Source organism: Mesorhizobium sp. Root102 (genome assembly GCF_001425625.1).
Taxonomy (GTDB): Bacteria; Pseudomonadota; Alphaproteobacteria; order Rhizobiales; family Rhizobiaceae; genus Mesorhizobium.
This window is the reverse complement of sequence record NZ_LMCP01000012.1, coordinates 17,298-31,635: the sequence shown is the minus strand read 5'-3', so window position 1 is coordinate 31,635 and position 14,338 is coordinate 17,298. Positions and strand designations below refer to the sequence as shown.

The 14,338-nt window shown below is 64.6% G+C and carries 19 protein-coding genes; 11 read left to right on the top strand and 8 right to left on the bottom strand.

Going from position 1 to position 14,338, the window contains the following annotated elements:
* The first annotated feature begins 216 nt into the window (after window positions 1-216).
* The 3 genes from ASD12_RS11270 to ASD12_RS11260 all read left to right on the top strand — a co-directional run bounded on the left by ASD12_RS11270 (window position 217) and on the right by ASD12_RS11260 (window position 2,300).
* Window positions 217-585: a YciI family protein gene (locus ASD12_RS11270; protein ID WP_056585401.1), complete on the top strand. Its 369-nt coding sequence runs from the start codon at window positions 217-219 to the stop codon at window positions 583-585.
* Between the two features lie 117 nt (window positions 586-702).
* The gene (locus tag ASD12_RS11265) at window positions 703-1,056 is read left to right on the top strand and encodes a YciI family protein (protein WP_056585399.1); all 354 of its coding nucleotides are present in this window, start codon (window positions 703-705) and stop codon (window positions 1,054-1,056) included.
* Window positions 1,056-2,300, top strand: a complete 1,245-nt coding sequence (locus ASD12_RS11260; RefSeq protein ID WP_056585397.1) for an RNA polymerase sigma factor — start codon at window positions 1,056-1,058, stop codon at window positions 2,298-2,300. Before ASD12_RS11265 ends, ASD12_RS11260 begins: the two co-directional genes overlap by 1 nt.
* 21 nt (window positions 2,301-2,321) lie before the next feature.
* Here the strand turns inward: ASD12_RS11260 and ASD12_RS11255 are convergent, their stop codons facing one another.
* The 6 genes from ASD12_RS11255 to hrcA form a co-directional block, all read right to left on the bottom strand.
* Complete coding sequence (locus ASD12_RS11255) at window positions 2,322-2,948, bottom strand: glutathione S-transferase family protein (protein WP_056585395.1); 627 nt, start codon at window positions 2,946-2,948, stop codon at window positions 2,322-2,324.
* Window positions 2,949-3,077: 129 nt separating this feature from the next.
* Window positions 3,078-4,058 (bottom strand): cysteine synthase A, encoded by a 981-nt coding sequence (cysK, locus tag ASD12_RS11250; protein WP_056585393.1) that lies wholly within the window; start codon window positions 4,056-4,058, stop codon window positions 3,078-3,080.
* Between the two features lie 179 nt (window positions 4,059-4,237).
* On the bottom strand, window positions 4,238-4,855 hold the full coding sequence (locus ASD12_RS11245) for a LysE family translocator (protein ID WP_056585391.1): 618 nt from the start codon (window positions 4,853-4,855) through the stop codon (window positions 4,238-4,240).
* 110 nt (window positions 4,856-4,965) lie between these two features.
* The gene (locus tag ASD12_RS11240; RefSeq protein ID WP_056585389.1) at window positions 4,966-6,318 is read right to left on the bottom strand and encodes a sorbosone dehydrogenase family protein; all 1,353 of its coding nucleotides are present in this window, start codon (window positions 6,316-6,318) and stop codon (window positions 4,966-4,968) included.
* Between the two features lie 101 nt (window positions 6,319-6,419).
* Window positions 6,420-6,617 (bottom strand): hypothetical protein, encoded by a 198-nt coding sequence (locus ASD12_RS11235; RefSeq protein WP_010912574.1) that lies wholly within the window; start codon window positions 6,615-6,617, stop codon window positions 6,420-6,422.
* Between the two features lie 82 nt (window positions 6,618-6,699).
* Window positions 6,700-7,782, bottom strand: coding sequence for a heat-inducible transcriptional repressor HrcA (hrcA, locus tag ASD12_RS11230; protein ID WP_056585387.1), 1,083 nt, complete (start codon window positions 7,780-7,782; stop codon window positions 6,700-6,702).
* A gap of 178 nt (window positions 7,783-7,960) precedes the next feature.
* Here hrcA and rph point away from each other — a divergent pair, with 178 nt between their 5' ends.
* Genes rph through ASD12_RS11200 form a run of 6 tightly spaced genes read left to right on the top strand, consistent with a single transcriptional unit; the run spans window position 7,961 to window position 11,696 of the window.
* Window positions 7,961-8,677 (top strand): ribonuclease PH, encoded by a 717-nt coding sequence (gene rph / locus ASD12_RS11225; RefSeq protein ID WP_056585385.1) that lies wholly within the window; start codon window positions 7,961-7,963, stop codon window positions 8,675-8,677.
* Window positions 8,678-8,687: 10 nt separating this feature from the next.
* Complete coding sequence (locus ASD12_RS11220) at window positions 8,688-9,098, top strand: VOC family protein (protein WP_056585383.1); 411 nt, start codon at window positions 8,688-8,690, stop codon at window positions 9,096-9,098.
* The gene (gene rdgB / locus ASD12_RS11215) at window positions 9,098-9,745 is read left to right on the top strand and encodes an RdgB/HAM1 family non-canonical purine NTP pyrophosphatase (RefSeq protein ID WP_056585381.1); all 648 of its coding nucleotides are present in this window, start codon (window positions 9,098-9,100) and stop codon (window positions 9,743-9,745) included. The genes ASD12_RS11220 and rdgB overlap by 1 nt, the downstream gene beginning before the upstream one ends.
* Window positions 9,742-10,905, top strand: coding sequence for a radical SAM family heme chaperone HemW (gene hemW / locus ASD12_RS11210; RefSeq protein ID WP_056585378.1), 1,164 nt, complete (start codon window positions 9,742-9,744; stop codon window positions 10,903-10,905). The genes rdgB and hemW overlap by 4 nt, the downstream gene beginning before the upstream one ends.
* 4 nt (window positions 10,906-10,909) lie before the next feature.
* Window positions 10,910-11,233 carry a low molecular weight protein tyrosine phosphatase family protein gene (locus tag ASD12_RS11205; RefSeq protein WP_056585376.1) on the top strand — a complete coding sequence of 108 codons (324 nt, stop codon included), beginning with the start codon at window positions 10,910-10,912 and terminating at the stop codon, window positions 11,231-11,233.
* 25 nt (window positions 11,234-11,258) lie between these two features.
* Entirely contained in the window at window positions 11,259-11,696 is a 438-nt protein-coding gene (locus ASD12_RS11200; protein ID WP_056585374.1) for an EamA family transporter, read from the top strand.
* Window positions 11,697-11,769: 73 nt separating this feature from the next.
* Here ASD12_RS11200 and ASD12_RS11195 read toward each other — a convergent pair whose 3' ends face one another.
* A complete protein-coding gene (locus ASD12_RS11195; protein ID WP_056585372.1) occupies window positions 11,770-11,949 on the bottom strand; it encodes a hypothetical protein in 180 nt (59 codons plus the stop codon).
* 134 nt (window positions 11,950-12,083) lie between these two features.
* Between ASD12_RS11195 and rsmI the strand changes: the two genes are divergently transcribed.
* Together rsmI and ASD12_RS11185 are read left to right on the top strand one after the other, a co-directional pair.
* A complete protein-coding gene (gene rsmI, locus ASD12_RS11190) occupies window positions 12,084-13,025 on the top strand; it encodes a 16S rRNA (cytidine(1402)-2'-O)-methyltransferase (protein WP_082525384.1) in 942 nt (313 codons plus the stop codon).
* A complete protein-coding gene (locus ASD12_RS11185; protein WP_056585368.1) occupies window positions 13,018-13,395 on the top strand; it encodes a YraN family protein in 378 nt (125 codons plus the stop codon). The genes rsmI and ASD12_RS11185 overlap by 8 nt, the downstream gene beginning before the upstream one ends.
* Before the next feature lie 49 nt (window positions 13,396-13,444).
* Here ASD12_RS11185 and ASD12_RS11180 read toward each other — a convergent pair whose 3' ends face one another.
* Window positions 13,445-14,251: an undecaprenyl-diphosphate phosphatase gene (locus ASD12_RS11180; protein WP_056585366.1), complete on the bottom strand. Its 807-nt coding sequence runs from the start codon at window positions 14,249-14,251 to the stop codon at window positions 13,445-13,447.
* Window positions 14,252-14,338: the final 87 nt, after the last annotated feature.

Here is a 14,338-nt window from a genome sequence, read left to right as displayed (position 1 = left end):
GGCATGAGCGGCGCGAGTTTAGACGGCAGACGGGAAATGCCAACCCGCAATTGCACCCATTAGACGAACGGCTGAGCGCTGCCGCGGTGGGCGCCGGCTTGCGCATCATGCGACCAAGGCCGAAAGATTTTTCCAGCGCCTGTCGAAATCGGCCGAGACCGCACGACATAGGGTCGGCCCGCACGGAGCGGCCGTTCGACAAAACGGGAGAAGACCATGCGATACATGCTTTTGATCTACAATGACGAGGCCGCGACGGCGAATGCGCCGCGCGACAAGACCGAGCAGGTCCTCGCGGCCTATGGCGCCTATACCGAAGCGTTGAAGAAATCCGGCGCATGGCTGGCCGGCGATCGGCTACGCCCGACCCAGACGGCCGCCTCGGTGCGGATGGCCAACGGCAACACCAACGTGCTCGATGGCCCCTATGCCGACACCAAGGAGCAACTTGCCGGCTTCTACATGATCGAGGCGACCGACATCGACACGGCCATCGAATGGGGTGGACGCTGTCCGGCAGCCAGCACCGGCACGGTCGAGGTGCGCCCGATCTGGGAAATGACCGAGTACCTGTCCGAGAAATGACCGAAACGCCCCGACGCCGCCGAATGATTTTTCGCGGCGCTTGTCGAAATCGGTCTAGGCCACCCGACATAGGGTCGGCCAGCAACGAAGCGGCCTTCGAGAAAATGGGAGAAGACCATGCGATACATGCTTTTGATCTACGTCAACGAAGCCGCCATGGCGGCCGCGCCGACCGATAAGACCTACGAGATCAGCGCAGCCTATGGCGCCTATACCGAGGCGTTGAAGAAATCCGGCGCCTGGCTGGCCGGCGACCGGCTGAAGCCGACCCAGGCCGCCACTTCAGTGCGGATGGCCAACGGCAAGACCAACGTGCTCGACGGCCCCTATGCCGACACCAAGGAGCAGCTCGCCGGCTTCTACATGATCGAGGCTGAGGACGCCGATGCCGCTATCGCCTGGGCGGCGCGCTGCCCCGCCGCCAGTGCCGGCACGGTCGAGCTGCGGCCGATCTGGGAACAGACCATGTGATGGAGAATGGCCTGGAGATCGCGCGGGCGGCGGCGGAAGTCGCCGCCCGGCAAAGCTACGGCAGGCTTGTCGCCTGGCTCGCGGCGCGCACGCGCGACGTGGCCGGCGCCGAGGATGCACTGGCCGATGCTTTCGCTGCCGCATTGGAGCGATGGCCTCGAACCGGCGTACCCAAGAAACCGGAAGCCTGGCTGCTGGCGGTGGCAAGGCGGCGCCGTGTCGATGCGGTGCGGCGGCGGCTGACCAGCGAAGCCGGCCGCGAGCATCTCAAGCTGATTGCCGAGGAGGCGGAGGCGCACATGACCGACGAAGACCTGCCCGACGAACGGCTGCGGCTGATGTTCGCCTGCGCCCATCCGGCGATCGAATCGAGCGTGCGTTCGCCGCTCATCCTGCAGACGGTGCTGGGGTTCGACGCCGCGACGATCGCCTCTGCCTTCCTGGTCTCGCCGGCAACCATGGGCCAGCGCCTGGTGCGCGCCAAGACCCGTATCCGTGAGGCCGGCATTCCGTTCCGCGTGCCGGAGCGGGCCGAACTCGGCGAAAGGCTGGACGCGGTGCTGGAAGCGATCTACGCCGCCTTCGCCGAAGGCTGGTCCGACCCCGCGGGCACCGAGACGCAGCGCCGCAACCTGGCGACCGAAGGCATCTGGCTTGGCCGGCTGGTGGCTTCGCAGATGCCGGAGGAGCCCGAGGCGCTGGGCCTCTTGTCGCTGATGCTGTTTGCCGAGGCGCGCCGCGCCGCACGGCGCAGCGCCGAAGGTGACTTCGTGCCGCTGGCGGAGCAGGATTGCCTTCTATGGGACCGCGCCCTCATCAATGAGGCGGAGGCGCTGCTTTCCCACGCCGCGGCCATGGGCGTCATTGGTCGCTATCAGCTTGAGGCGGCCGTGCAGTCCGCACATGTGGCACGACGGCTGACCGGCCGCACCGACTGGGTGGCGATCCGCGAGCTCTACGACGCGCTGCTTTCGATCGCAGGATCGCCGGTGGTGGCGATCAACCGTGCGGTGGCGATTGCCGAGGCCAAGGGCGCCGTGGCCGGATTGGCGGCCCTCTATGTACTGGGCGACGACAAGCGGCTTGATGACTATCAGCCCTATTGGGCAGCCCGCGCCGGTCTGCTGGCCAGGCTCGGTCAGGTGCCACAGGCAATCGAGGCCTATGATCGGGCGATCGGCCTCGAACGCGACCCGGCGGTGCGCCGGTTCCTGCAGGGGAAACGGGCAGTGCTCAGAAATTGAGCCTCGCCACCGGCCGTCCGTTCAGCCTGGCCACATCTCATGCGATGTGTTGAGCGTCCTCATCAGAGGGTTCTCGCGCAGTTTCGACCACAGGCGCTCGATATCAGGCCAGGTCGCGCGCGCCCTGTCGACGTCGGGATGCCACGCCACCAGCATGGCCAGATAGATGTCGGCCAGCGACAGCTGGTCGCCGACCAGCCAGTCGCGGCCTTCGAGAGCGGCATCAAGAACGGCAAAGCCGCGATCCATCTCGGCGACGGCCGCCTGCTTGACCGCCTTGGTGCCGTCGGGATCGGCCGTGTATCGATACGCGTAGTAGAAACGCAGTACCGCCGGATAGAGCACCGACGACATGAATGCCATCCAGCGCAGGAAGTCGGCGCGGGCAGGCGCGTCGATCGCCGGCGCCAGGCCGGCATTGGGGTGACGCTCGGCAAGCAGGATGCAGATCGCCGCCGATTCGGTCATCGAGCTTCCGTCCGGCAAGGTCAGCACCGGAACCTGATTCAAGGGACTGATGCCGAGGAAGGCCGGATCGGGCCGGTCCGTCTTCGGCACGTCGATCTGCTCGAACGGTGCGTTGGCCAGCGCCAGCGCCGCCTCGACGACGAAGCCGCCGCTGCCCGGACGGGTGTAGAGCTTGTACATGAAAACCTCCCCGGCCCGCGCAAAGCAGGCTGGGGGCGATATGAACCGGAAGCGGTGTCGCGCTCAAGCCGCTGACGCGGCCACGGGCGGTTTTTCAGCGGGCCAGCTTGGTCACGAAGAAGCGTTGGACTACGATCCCAATCCCTCGAACAGGATGGTCGACAGATAGCGCTCGGCGAAGGATGGGATGATCACCACAAGGTTCTTGCCCTTGTTCTCCGGCCGCGAGCCGACGACGATGGCCGCCTGCAGGGCGGCGCCCGACGAGATGCCGACCGGCACGCCTTCGAGGCGGGCGACGAGGCGGGCATTGGCGACCGAATCCTCGTTCGACACCTTGACGATCTCGTCATAGACCGTGGTGTCGAGGATTTTGGGCGCGAAGCCGGCGCCGAGGCCCTGGATCTTGTGCGGGCCGGGCTGGCCGCCCGACAGAACCGCCGAGGATTCCGGCTCGACAGCGACGACATGCACCGAAGGCTTGCGCTTCTTCAGCACCTGGCCGACGCCGGTGATGGTGCCGCCGGTGCCGATGCCGGCGACGAAGATATCGACCTCGCCAAGCGTGTCGTTCCAGATTTCCTCAGCCGTCGTCGTGCGATGGATTTCCGGGTTGGCCGGATTCTCGAACTGCTGCGGAATGATCGCATTGGGGATCGTCGCTGCCAGTTCGTCGGCCTTGGCGATAGCGCCCTTCATGCCTTTCGGGCCCTCGGTCAGCACCAGCTCGGCACCGAGCAGCGCCAGCATTTTCCTGCGCTCGATCGACATCGTTTCCGGCATCGTCAGGATCAGCTTGTAGCCCTTGGCGGCAGCGGCGAAGGCAAGCGCGATGCCGGTGTTGCCGGACGTCGGTTCGATCAGCGTGGTCTTGCCGGGAGAAATCTTGCCGGATGCCTCCAGTGCCTCGATCATCGCCACGCCGATACGGTCCTTGACCGAAGCGATCGGATTGAAGAATTCGAGCTTGCCGATGAGATTGGCGACGATGCCCTTTTCCTTAGCGAACTTGTCGAGCCGCACCAGCGGCGTGTCGCCGATCGTGTCGGTGATGGAATCGTAGACGCGGCCGCGGCCGGGCACGCGGGCTGATGTGGCGGGCTTGTTCATTGGTTTCGCTCCCAGAATTTCAGGCAGTGGCATTGCAGCCGGCAAGATAGGGCCTTCAGCCGCGCAACATAAGCTGTCAGCCGAAAATATCCGAGTGGGGCCTGTGTCTAAAACGCCCTCGTCCCGGAAAATCATTTCCCGAAAAAGCCTGTTTGCAAAATGCTTTGGCCAAAAGCCCTCTACTGGCGGGCGGCAATCGCCGCAGCAGCACCGACCATGAAGCCGGCGGCCGTGCGGTTCAGCGCCTTGAGCGCGCGCGGCGATTTCAGAAACCAGCGCGCCTTGGCGGCCAGCGCCAGATATGGCACCAGCACCACCAGAAGCACGACGACCGTCAGCGCGACGAGAATGCCGTAATCGGCCAGCGTGATGGTCTTCAGGTCGACGATGGTCGGCGTGATGGCGAGATAGAAGATCATCGTCTTCGGATTGCCGAGCGTGACGGTCAGGCCGGCGACGAAGCTCGACAGCAGCCCGCTTTTGCCTTTCCTGGCCTCGACGGTCTCGGGCGTGATGCCGCTGTTCCAGAAGCGCCAGCCGAGGAAGGCGAGATAGGCGACGCCGAGCCATTTGATGGCGAGAAAAACCATGCCGAAACTCTGCGCGACGAAGGCGAGACCGAGCACCACGGCGGTCAGATAGGTGATGTCGCCAACCATCAGGCCAAACGACATCGCCAGCGACGTGCGAAAGCCGGAGCCGAGCGCCCGCGCGACAAGCGCGGTGATGCCGGGACCAGGAATCGCGGCGGCGATGCCGAGAGCGGCACTGTAGGCGAGGAATCCGGTGAGGATCATGGTTGCGGCCTTGCGCGCGGCGCTGTTGTGACACCGTCCGCACAAGTCCGCCCGGCGTGAATTCCCTGGCGTCGGATTCGATTGCACCACGCCGATGCGCGGATTTGCGGTCAGGACCGACCGTTGCCATGGGTGACGCGCCAGATGGTGCCGTTGCCGTCCTCGGTCACGATCAGCGCGCCGTCGTTCGCCACCGCAACGCCGACCGGTCGGCCCCAGACCTCGTCGTTGGAGACGACGAAGCCGGTGATGAAATCCTCATATTCGCCGGTTGGCTTGCCGTCCCTGAACAGCAACCGCACCACCTTGTAGCCGGTCCTGTTGCCGCGGTTCCATGAACCATGCAAAGCGACGAAGGCGTCGCCTTGGTATTCGGCCGGAAAGGTCTTCCCGTCGTAGAAGGCGATATTGAGCGGCGCCGAATGCGCCTGCATCAGCACATCGGGAGTGGTCGCCTTACCGGCAAGGTCGGGGCGCTCGCCCTTGCTGCGCGGATCCTCGTTGTTGCCGATATAGTACCAGGGCCAGCCATAGAAGGCGCCGTCCTTGACCACGGTTGCATATTCGGACGGCACATTGTCGCCGAGCCCATCGCGCTCATTGACGACACACCACAGCGCGCCGGTCGCCGGCTGCACGGTCATGCCCGAACAGTTGCGCAGCCCGGTGGCGACGATGCGACCGTTCTTGCCGTTGGGGTCGAAGGCCAGCACATCGGCGCGGCCGTCCTCGGACCCCCATGTGGCGCCGAGCGGCTGAGACTTCGCCCAGGCGTCGAGGCCGCCCTTCGGTTCCTTGCCCATATCCTGCGCGACGTTCGATCCCGAGCCGACCGACAGATAGAGCGTCTTGCCGTCCGGCGAGAAGGCAATGTCGCGCGTCCAGTGATGACTGGCAGGGATGTTGTCGACGATGGTTTCAGCTTCGCCGGCGGCTTTCAGGTCGCCCTTGCGGTAGGCAAAGCGCACGACGCTGTCGCTGTTGGCGACATAGACCCATTGCGGGTCATTGCCCGGGGGATAGAAGGCAATGCCATAGGGCTGGTTGAGGTTGCCGGCAAAGATGCCGTCCTGCGCCGGCTTCGCGCTGCCCTCGGCCAGGCGATAGACGCGGACCTGGTTGGCCTCGCTGTCGGCGACGAACAGGTCGCCATTCGGCGCCACACGCACGACGCGCGGATTGTCGATGCCCGACGCGATCAGCTCTGCCGAGAAGCCCGGCGGCAACTTGGGCTTGGCACCCGCCGGCCTTTCGGCGAGGCCGGCGCTGTTCGAGGCGGATTTGGTGACGTAAGGTTTTGGCAGATCGTTCGGCCTGATCAGACGGCGCACTCCTGGCCTGTCGGCACGCCAGTCGCCAAAAGCGGCCGCACCTTTCAGCACCGGCTCGTCCGCCTGCTGGGCGAATGCTGTTGCGGTGACAAACAGGGCGGCGGAAATAGCCAGACCGGCGAAACGGATCATCCTGCCCTCCCATATTTAGCCGTGAAGACAGGAACGGGCGGTTTCGCCGATCGTTCCGCAGCCCACGATGAGTTGAAGGAAGCGAAGGTCCGATTTCCGGTTCAGGTTCCGGCAGCGTAGAAATCGTCGTCGAGGCGTTTTTCGAGTGCGACGAGATCGGCCGGCAGCGGCAGGCCCATGGCGCGCATTTCCCGCAGTTTTTCGCGCAGCTGCTCCTGGATCTCGTGCTGGTCTTCCGGCTGGTTGACCATCTCCTCCAGCAACAGGCTGATCCGGGCCTTGAGTTCTTCGAGCGCCATTCTTTTTCTCCTCAGCAGCCTTAGGTTTGGATCCAAGGTGTTCAGATTCAGGTCAGGCCGGCATCACCTGAATATCAACACCTTAGCGCAGCATGCGGGAAATCAGCTGCGCCGTATAGTCGACCATTGGCACGATGCGGGCATAGTTCAGCCGGGTCGGGCCGATGACGCCGAGCGCGCCGATGACGCGGGCTTCCTTGTCGCGATAAGGCGCAACCACCAGCGACGAGCCCGACAGCGAGAACAGCTTGTTTTCCGAGCCGATGAAAATGCGCACGCCCGAGCCTTCCTCGGCAAGGTCGAGCAGCTGGATCAGCCCGTCCTGCGTCTCCATGTCCTCGAACAAATGCCGCAGCAATTCGATGTCGGCCTGGGCGGTGACGTTTTCGAGCAGATTGGCGCGGCCGCGCACGATAAGCCGCGCCGGCAGGCCGCTGTCGGCGCCGGCCCACACCGCCAGCCCTTTCTCGACCAGGTCCTGCGACAGCGTGTCGAGTGCGGCCCTGGTTTCTTCCTTGATGCGGGCGATCTCGATCCGCGCCTCGGCCAGCGTGCGGCCGCGGATATGGGCGTTGAGGAAATTCGAGGCCTCGTGCAGTTGCGAGACGGTGATGCCGGCGGGCAGCTCGACGACGCGGTTTTCGACGTCGCCGTTCTGCGACACCAGCACCGCCAGCGCCTTGGTCGGCTCAAGCTGGATGAATTCGATGTGCTTCAGCGCCACCTCGTTCTTGGCGGCCAGCACCAGGCCGGCGCCGCGCGACATGCCCGACAGCATCTGGCTGGCCTCGGTCAGCATGTGCTCGAGCGTCGCGCCGGAGCCGGACGCGCGAACCTGTGCCTCGATGGCGCGGCGCTCCTCGTCGGAGAGGTCGCCAAGCTCCATGAAGGCATCGACGAAGAAACGCAGGCCGGCTTGCGTCGGCAGCCGGCCGGCCGAGATGTGCGGCGCGTAGATCAGGCCGAGATGCTCGAGGTCGCTCATCACGTTGCGGATGGTCGCCGGCGACAGCGAGGACGGCAGGATGCGCGACAGGCTGCGTGATCCGACTGGTTCACCGTCCCTGAGATAGGAATCGACGATGCGCCGGAAGATGTCGCGGGAACGCATGTCGAGCGACTGAAGCGCGGGCGACTGCGAACCGGGATCGACTGCCTTGGTCATACGGCCAAAAACCTCCGGCCCAAGGATATAGACTTCACTACGGCCGGCGCAACCCGGTGTCTTTGTGAGATGACCCGATGTCTGTGTCAGATCGTCAGGCCATTTTCCTTTGCGCCACGCCTCCCATGTGGTTACAAGCCGGCCAAGATTCCGAAAAAATGACAAGAAAGCAGCCAGAATGCGCCCCTCCAAACGCCAATTCGACGAAATGCGCGCCATCTCCTTCGAGCGCGGCGTCTCCAAGCATGCCGAAGGCTCATGCCTGGTGAAGTTCGGCGACACGCATGTCCTGTGCACGGCCAGCCTCGAGGAAAAAGTGCCGGGCTGGATGCGCAATTCCGGCAAGGGCTGGGTGACGGCGGAATACGGCATGCTGCCGCGCTCGACCGGCGAACGCATGCGCCGCGAGGCTTCAGCCGGCAAGCAGGGCGGCCGCACGCTGGAAATCCAGCGGCTGATCGGCCGCTCCTTGCGCGCCGTGGTCGACTTGCAGGCGTTGGGCGAGCAGCAGATCACCGTCGACTGCGACGTTATCCAGGCCGATGGCGGCACCCGCACCGCCTCGATCACCGGCGGCTGGGTGGCGCTGTATGACTGCCTGCGCTGGATGGAAGCCCGCCAGATGGCCAGCGTCGCCAAGGTGCTGAAGGACCATGTCGCGGCGATCTCCTGCGGCATCCATGACGGCCAGCCGGTCATCGATCTCGACTATATCGAGGATTCTTCGGCCGGCACCGACGCCAATTTCGTCATGACCGGCAAGGGCGGGATCGTCGAGATCCAGGGCACCGCCGAGGGCGAACCTTTCTCGGAAGAGCAGTTCGCGGACTTGATGGGCCTGGCCAAGAAAGGCATCCAGCGCCTGGTCAGCCTGCAGCAGATGGCAGTGGCTTGACGGCTTTCTGGTGACTCCCTCCGCCATCCTGGAATCCGCCCTCTACGTGACCGATCTTGCGGCGGCGGAGGAATTCTATGTCGGCATCCTCGGCCTAAACCTGCTCGGCAAGGTCGACGGCAGGCACCTCTTCTTCCGCTGCGGACCGGGCGTGCTGCTCATCTTCAATGCCGAGGCAACGAAAATCCCGCCGGCGCCCGACGCCAAGCTGCCGGTGCCGCCGCACGGCACGGTCGGCCAGGGCCATCTCTGCTTTGCGGCCAGCGCCGACGAAATTATGCGCTGGAAAGCGCATCTCGAGGCGAAGAAGGTCGCCATCGAAAGCGAATTCGAGTGGCGGCAGGGCGGCCGTTCGATCTATATACGCGACCCCTCGGGCAATTCGATCGAATTTGCCGAGCCAAGAATCTGGGGCCTTTGATGCATTCTCTTGATGGCAAGAAGATCGTCGTCGCCAGCCACAATGCCGGCAAGCTGCGCGAATTCGCCGACCTGATGGGGCCGTTCGGCTTCGAAGCGAAATCGGCCAAGGAGTATGGCCTGCCGGAGCCGGATGAAACCGGCACCACCTTCGAGGAGAACGCCTACATCAAGGCGTTCGCCGCCGCCAAGGCGACCGGCCTGCCGGCATTGTCGGACGATTCCGGCCTGTGCGTCGAAGCGCTCGACGGCGCGCCCGGCGTCTACACCGCCAACTGGGCCGAAACCCCCGACGGTTCGCGCGATTTCGCCATGGCCATGCAGCGCACCGAAGTGGCGTTGCAGGAAGTCGGCGCGGCCTTGCCGCAACAGCGCAAGGGCCGCTTTGTCGCCGTCATCTGCCTGGCGTTTCCCGACGGCGAGGCGGAATATTATCGCGGCGAGGCCGAAGGCACGCTGGTCTGGCCGCCGCGTGGCGAGCTCGGCTTCGGCTATGATCCGGTGTTTTTGCCCGATGGCTTCGAAAAAACTTTTGGCGAGATGAGCGCCGAGGAAAAGCATGGCTGGAAACCTGGCCAGCCGACGGCGCTGTCGCACCGCGCCCGCGCCTTCCAGAAATTCGCCAAAGCGAGATTGGGCTCGGCATGAGCATGCTGCTCGACCGGACGCCCGGCTTCGGCGTCTATGTCCATTGGCCGTTCTGCGCGGCCAAGTGCCCCTATTGCGACTTCAACAGCCATGTCCGCCACCAGCCGGTCGACCAGGACCGCTTCGCCAGTGCCTTCGAGGCCGAGCTGGCGACGATGCGCGAGCGCACCGGGCCGCGCGAGGTGACCAGCATTTTTCTCGGCGGCGGCACGCCGTCGCTGATGAAGCCTGAAACGGTGGCCAGGGTTCTGGACGCGGTGGCGAAGAACTGGACAGTGCCTGACGGCATCGAAGTGACGCTGGAGGCCAATCCGTCCTCGGTCGAAGCCGAACGATTTCGCGGCTACCGGGCGGCTGGCGTCAATCGCGTGTCGCTTGGCGTGCAGGCGCTGAACGACAAGGATTTGCGCTTCCTCGGCCGGCTGCACAATGTCGGTGAGGCCCTGCACGCCATCGGGCTGGCGCGGGAAATATTCCCAAGGCTTTCCTTTGATCTCATCTATGCGCGGCCCGGCCAGACGCCGGAGGCTTGGGCATCGGAACTCGAACAGGCGATCGGCCATGCGGCTGACCACCTCTCGCTCTACCAGCTGACCATCGAGGAAGGCACACCCTTCCACGCTTTGCACGCGGCGAAGAAATTCATCATTCCCGACAACGACCATGCCGCCGATCTCTATGCGCTGACGCAGGAGATCACGTCGGCGCACGGCCTGCCGGCCTATGAGATTTCCAACCACGCCAGGCAGGGCGCCGAAAGCCGGCACAATCTCACCTACTGGCGCTACGGCGAATATGTCGGCGTTGGCCCCGGCGCGCATGGCCGCTTCGTCGAGAACGGCCGCCGCACAGTGACGATCGCCGAGCGGATGCCGGAAACCTGGGCCAATCTGGTCGAGGCCAAGGGCCATGGCGTCACCGGCGGGGAAATCCTGACGCGTTCGGAAGAGGCCGATGAATTCCTGCTGATGGGCCTACGGCTTGCCGAAGGCATCGATCTCGCCCGCTACGAGGCGTTCTCCGGACGCGGCCTGTCGAGCGCGCGGCTGTCGATGCTGCAGGGCGAAGGGCTGGTGGCGCCGATCGGCAACGCCCGCCTGCGCGCCACGCCAGCCGGCATGATCGTGCTCGACGCCGTGGTGGCCGATCTGGCGCGATAGGCCCTTGAAAAACATCCTCTTCGTCTGCAGCCAGAACCGCTTGCGCAGCCCAACCGCCGAACAGGTGTTTTCCAAGCGGAGGGATATCGAGGTCGCATCGGCGGGAACAAACCACGATGCGGATACGCCGCTAACGCATGAATTGGTCGCTTGGGCCGACATCATCTTTGTCATGGAAAAGGCGCACCTCGCCAAGCTGCAGAAGAAATTCAAGGCCAGCCTGAAGAAGCCCCGTGTCATCTGCCTCGATATATCGGATAACTATGAATTCATGGACCTGGAGCTGATTGGCCTCCTGGAGGCGCGGGTTTCACGGTATCTCGGTTGACACGCCATCCGCGAAGGCCACCCGCATGAACCTGACCGTATCCTCCTGGCAATTCTGGGCATTGCTGTCGGCTGCATTCGCTGCCTTGACGGCGATCTTCGCCAAGGTCGGCATCGAGAACATAGATTCCGATTTCGCCACCTTCATCCGCACGGTCATCATCCTGATCGTGCTCGGTGCCATCCTGCTGGCCAGCGGCCAGTTCCAGTCGCCGGCGACGATCTCGGGAAAGACTTGGGCTTTCCTCGGCCTGTCCGGTCTGGCGACCGGCGCCTCATGGCTCTGCTACTTTCGCGCCCTGAAGATCGGCAATGCGGCGCAGGTGGCGCCGATCGACAAGCTAAGCGTCGTGCTTGTGGCGGTGTTTGGCGCGGTCTTTCTCGGCGAGCGACTCACCGGAGCGAACTGGCTTGGCGTCGCCCTTATCGCGGCGGGCGCGGTGCTGGTCGCCTATCGGGGGTAGCTGCACGGCATTGCCAGCGCTTTTTGTTTCAAGACGGGTGATGAAGATATCGAAGCGATTGGGCATCGTCCGGTCAGTGCTCCGTCGTGCTGTCGGGTTTGTTATCGGAAAGCCTGACGTTCGTAGGCAAGGCGGCCTGCTCGGTCAGGCTGGCGTCGGTCTTGGCAGGCAGGCGCTTGTCCCCGCGTACGACAACGCGGCTGCGGTCGGCATAATAGGGCTCGAAAGCGTCCTGTATCTTCAGGCTATCCATCCTGTCCTCCTCCGGAATCAGGGGGCTAATCTGCCAATACCGGTTTCGTTCCCCACTGTGGCAAAGGAATGGCGAGTTCCTTACATCGGCGTCAGCTTTTGCAAGCCCGCGCCAGCCGTGCCAAACAGGGCTGAATGGAGAAGGCATCAGTGACCGGCGAGACGGGCAAGCAAAGCTATGTGATCGGCCAGACCGAGATCGCGGCCCGGCCGCTCGAGCCGGCGCTCTATCTGGTGGCGACGCCGATCGGCAATCTCGCCGACATCACGCTGCGCGCGCTGGAGACGCTGGCCGCCGCCGACATCGTCGCCTGCGAGGACACGCGGGTCTCGCGCGTGCTGCTCGACCGCTACGGCATCCGCCGCCGAACCACCGCCTATCACGAGCACAATGCCGGCGAGGCCGGGCCGAAGCTGATCGCGGCGCTCCAGGCTGGACAGAGCGTGGCGCTGATCTCCGATGCCGGCACGCCGCTGGTGTCCGATCCCGGCTACCGGCTGGTCGGCGAGGCGCTTGACCACGGTATTCGCGTCGTGCCGATCCCCGGCCCGTCGGCGCCGCTCGCGGCGTTGACCGCATCCGGCCTACCCTCAGATGCCTTCATGTTCGCCGGATTCCTGCCGGTGAAGACCGGGCAGCGGCTGACGCGGCTGGAAGCACTGAAAGCCGTGCCGGCGACGCTGATCTTCTTCGAATCGCCGCGCCGGCTGGCCGACTCACTTCTCGCTATGGTCGAAGCGCTCGGCGGCGAGCGCAAGGCCGCGATCGGCCGTGAATTGACCAAGACCTTCGAGGAGATGCGCACCGGCACGCTGCGGGTGCTCGCCGACCACTATGCGACGGCCGATACACCGAAGGGCGAGATCGTCGTCTGCGTCGGTCCGGCCGAGGCCAAGGCCGACGAACCAGCCGATATCGACCGCCTGCTTTTGTCGCTCGCCGCCGAAATGCCGGCTTCCAAGGCGGCGGCGGAAGCCGCGAAGATGACGGGCGGCCAGAAACAGGCGCTCTACCGGCGGTTGCTGGAGCTCAAGGATGCCGCCGAGGACGCTATTGCGGAAGGCGACGGTGGCTGAGCGCCCGAGCGCCAGCCGCCAAAAGGCCTATCGGCGCGGCCATCGCGGTGAATGGCTGGCGGCTGCAGTGCTGATGCTGAAGGGTTACCGGATACTCGCACGCCGCCATCGCACGCGCTTCGGCGAGATCGACCTGATCGCGCGGCGCGGCGACCTGGTGCTGTTCGTCGAGGTCAAGGCGCGCCGCACGCTGATGGAGGCCATGGAGGCGATCGGCCACGAATCGGAACGCCGCATCGAGGCGGCCGCCGACATCTGGCTGTCGCGCCAGTCGGACTACGGCAAACTGTCGATGCGCTTCGACATGGTCGCGGTGCTGCCTTGGCGCTGGCCGGTGCATGTCGAAAACGCGTTTTATGGAAGGAGTTGAAGGGCCATTGACGGGCGTTGCTCGCCCTTCGCGCTACGCCGACCACTCCTCACCCCCAGATCATCAACGCCACCAGCCCGACACCGCCGACCACCAGCCGCCACCAGCCGAACAGCGCGTAGCCTTTGCGCGAGACGTAGTCGAGCAGGAAGCGCACGACGATGAGCGCGGTGACGAAGGCGGCGACGAAGCCGACGGCGATGATCGGCAGGTCGGCGCTGCTCAGCACATCGCGGTTCTTGAACAGGTCGAAGGCGAAGGCGCCGACCATGGTCGGGATCGCAAGGAAGAAAGAAAATTCTGCCGCCGCGCGCTTGTCGACGCCCAAAAGCAGCGCGCCGACGATCGTCGAACCCGAGCGCGACGTGCCGGGAATCAGCGACAGGCACTGGAAAAGCCCGATCTGCAGGTAAAGCCGGGTCGGGAACCGCTCCACGTCGCGGTAGACCGGTTTGAGGTTCATGCGGTCCACCGCCAGCAGCACGACGCCGCCGATGATCAGCATGATGCAGATCAGCCTCGGCGATTCGAACAGCACCGTCTTGATGAAATCATGCGCTAGCGCGCCGATGATCGCCGCCGGCAGGAACGCGATCAGGATGCCGATGACGAAGTGCCGCGTCAGCCGGTCATGCGGCAGGTCGAGCAGCATTTGCCACAGGCGGCGGAAATAGACACTCAGGATCGCCAGGATGGCGCCGAGCTGGATCAGGATCTCGAAGGCCTTGCCGGTCGAATGGAAGCCGAGGAAATGGCCGGCGAGCAGGATATGGCCGGTCGACGACACCGGGATGAACTCGGTCAGCCCCTCCAGCAGGCCGAGCAGCAGGGCTTCGACGATGGTCTGGCTTTCCATGGCTACCTCGGCATTGGCGTGACGGCTGACAGAACGGCTTGCTTGTCATGGCGTGCAAGTCCCCCTATAGGTCGCAACACCCTGACG

What these genes read in the sequence shown, in the direction of transcription:
- ASD12_RS11270 (WP_056585401.1), top strand. Translation starts at nt 217, where the DNA reads ATGCGATACATGCTTTTGATCTACAATGACGAGGCCGCGACGGCGAAT.
- ASD12_RS11265 (WP_056585399.1), top strand. Translation starts at nt 703, where the DNA reads ATGCGATACATGCTTTTGATCTACGTCAACGAAGCCGCCATGGCGGCC.
- ASD12_RS11260 (WP_056585397.1), top strand. Translation starts at nt 1,056, where the DNA reads ATGGAGAATGGCCTGGAGATCGCGCGGGCGGCGGCGGAAGTCGCCGCC.
- ASD12_RS11255 (WP_056585395.1), bottom strand. Translation starts at nt 2,948, where the DNA reads ATGTACAAGCTCTACACCCGTCCGGGCAGCGGCGGCTTCGTCGTCGAG.
- cysK (WP_056585393.1), bottom strand. Translation starts at nt 4,058, where the DNA reads ATGAACAAGCCCGCCACATCAGCCCGCGTGCCCGGCCGCGGCCGCGTC.
- ASD12_RS11245 (WP_056585391.1), bottom strand. Translation starts at nt 4,855, where the DNA reads ATGATCCTCACCGGATTCCTCGCCTACAGTGCCGCTCTCGGCATCGCC.
- ASD12_RS11240 (WP_056585389.1), bottom strand. Translation starts at nt 6,318, where the DNA reads ATGATCCGTTTCGCCGGTCTGGCTATTTCCGCCGCCCTGTTTGTCACC.
- ASD12_RS11235 (WP_010912574.1), bottom strand. Translation starts at nt 6,617, where the DNA reads ATGGCGCTCGAAGAACTCAAGGCCCGGATCAGCCTGTTGCTGGAGGAG.
- hrcA (WP_056585387.1), bottom strand. Translation starts at nt 7,782, where the DNA reads ATGACCAAGGCAGTCGATCCCGGTTCGCAGTCGCCCGCGCTTCAGTCG.
- rph (WP_056585385.1), top strand. Translation starts at nt 7,961, where the DNA reads ATGCGCCCCTCCAAACGCCAATTCGACGAAATGCGCGCCATCTCCTTC.
- rdgB (WP_056585381.1), top strand. Translation starts at nt 9,098, where the DNA reads ATGCATTCTCTTGATGGCAAGAAGATCGTCGTCGCCAGCCACAATGCC.
- hemW (WP_056585378.1), top strand. Translation starts at nt 9,742, where the DNA reads ATGAGCATGCTGCTCGACCGGACGCCCGGCTTCGGCGTCTATGTCCAT.
- ASD12_RS11200 (WP_056585374.1), top strand. Translation starts at nt 11,259, where the DNA reads ATGAACCTGACCGTATCCTCCTGGCAATTCTGGGCATTGCTGTCGGCT.
- ASD12_RS11195 (WP_056585372.1), bottom strand. Translation starts at nt 11,949, where the DNA reads ATGGATAGCCTGAAGATACAGGACGCTTTCGAGCCCTATTATGCCGAC.
- rsmI (WP_082525384.1), top strand. Translation starts at nt 12,084, where the DNA reads ATGGAGAAGGCATCAGTGACCGGCGAGACGGGCAAGCAAAGCTATGTG.
- ASD12_RS11180 (WP_056585366.1), bottom strand. Translation starts at nt 14,251, where the DNA reads ATGGAAAGCCAGACCATCGTCGAAGCCCTGCTGCTCGGCCTGCTGGAG.